The 1488-nt window shown below is 60.7% G+C and carries 1 protein-coding gene; it reads left to right on the top strand.

Going from position 1 to position 1488, the window contains the following annotated elements; translation table 11 throughout:
- The first annotated feature begins 79 nt into the window (after positions 1 to 79).
- Positions 80 to 1429, top strand: coding sequence for an IS256 family transposase (locus HMPREF2874_RS03625; protein WP_049341892.1), 1350 nt, complete (start codon positions 80 to 82; stop codon positions 1427 to 1429).
- Positions 1430 to 1488: the final 59 nt, after the last annotated feature.

Here is a 1488-nt window from a genome sequence, read left to right as displayed (position 1 = left end):
TGGTGACCAGTGACGCCCATCTGGGCCTGGCGTGTTCAATTGTCTGTGTATCCGTCTTTTTGTTTGAAAGGATTGATGCATGATGAATGATGATGATGTTGTTGTGTCTGGCGCTAGTGGGCGTGAGGCTGTGGAGGAGCTGCGTCGCTCGGGGGCGTTGGATGCGTTGTTTGAGCGTCTTGATGCTGGCGAGGTCGAGATGACGGGCAGCCAGGGGTTGTTGCCCGCGTTGCTGAAGGAGGCTTTGGAGCGCGGGCTTGCCGCTGAGCTTTCTGAGCACTTGGGGTATGAGAAGGGCCAAGCCAGCACGCAGGCGCGCTCGAACACGAGGAACGGCACGACGAAGAAGACCGTGATGTCGGAGGTGGGAGCCTTTGAGATCGAGGTTCCCCGGGATCGGGCAGGCTCTTTCACCCCACGCCTGGTACGCAAAGGACAGCGGCGCCTTGATGGCTTGGATGCGATGATTATCAGCTTGTATGCCGGGGGAATGACAGTGCGCGATATCCGTCATCACCTGGCTTCCACCATCGGCGTGGAGGTCAGTGCCGGGACGATTTCCACGATCACTGACGCGGTGTGCGACGCCGTGCTGGAGTGGCAGCACCGCCCCCTAGAAGCGTTCTACCCGGTGATCTACCTGGACGCGATCCGCATCAAAATCCGACGCGATCACACCGTGGAGAACCGGGCCGCTCACTTGGCGGTGGGAGTGGACATGGAGGGCGTCAAGCATGTGCTGGGCATCTGGGTCCAAGCCGATGAAGGAGCGGCTTTTTGGGCCCACGTATGCGCCGAGCTGGCCAACCGGGGCGTGCGCGATGTCCTGATCGTGTGCTGCGACGGACTTGCTGGCCTGCCCGAAGCCATCGAAGCGACCTGGCCCCAGTCCATGGTCCAAACCTGCGTCGTTCACTTAATCCGCGCGTCCATGCGTTTCGTGTCCTACAAGGACCGCAAGGCCGTCGCAGCCGCTCTCAAGAGCGTGTACAGCGCGCCCAACGAAGAAACCGCCCGAGCGGCGCTGGAAGAGTTTGCGGCCAGCGACCTGGGAGCACGCTACCCCCAAACGGTTGCGACCTGGCAGCGTGCTTGGCAGCGCTTCACGCCATTCCTGGCGTTCCCGCCCATGCTGCGCCGCGTCGTGTACACCACCAACGCTATCGAATCGTTGAACTACCAGCTACGTAAAATCACCAAGAACCGCGGGCATTTCCCCAGCGAAGAAGCCGCCATCAAACTCCTGTGGCTGGGAATTTGCAACATCGAAGACAAACGAGCCACCCAGCGCCTCACAGACGCAGGCAAACCCGCCAACAAACGAACAGCCCCCACACGCCTCATCCAAGGACGCACCACCACCAACTGGAAACAAGCCCTCGCCCAACTCACCACCGCCTACCCCGACCGAATCACCCCCTACCTCTAACCCCCATACACAGAAAAATTGACAGGCTCTCTGGGCCTGGTCGAAGCCATCGCAGCGAA

The organism is Rothia sp. HMSC068F09 (assembly GCF_001812775.1).
Taxonomy (GTDB): domain Bacteria; phylum Actinomycetota; class Actinomycetes; order Actinomycetales; family Micrococcaceae; genus Rothia; species Rothia mucilaginosa_A.
Note: the sequence above shows the minus strand (reverse complement) of the source record. Positions and strands in the feature narration are given on the sequence as shown.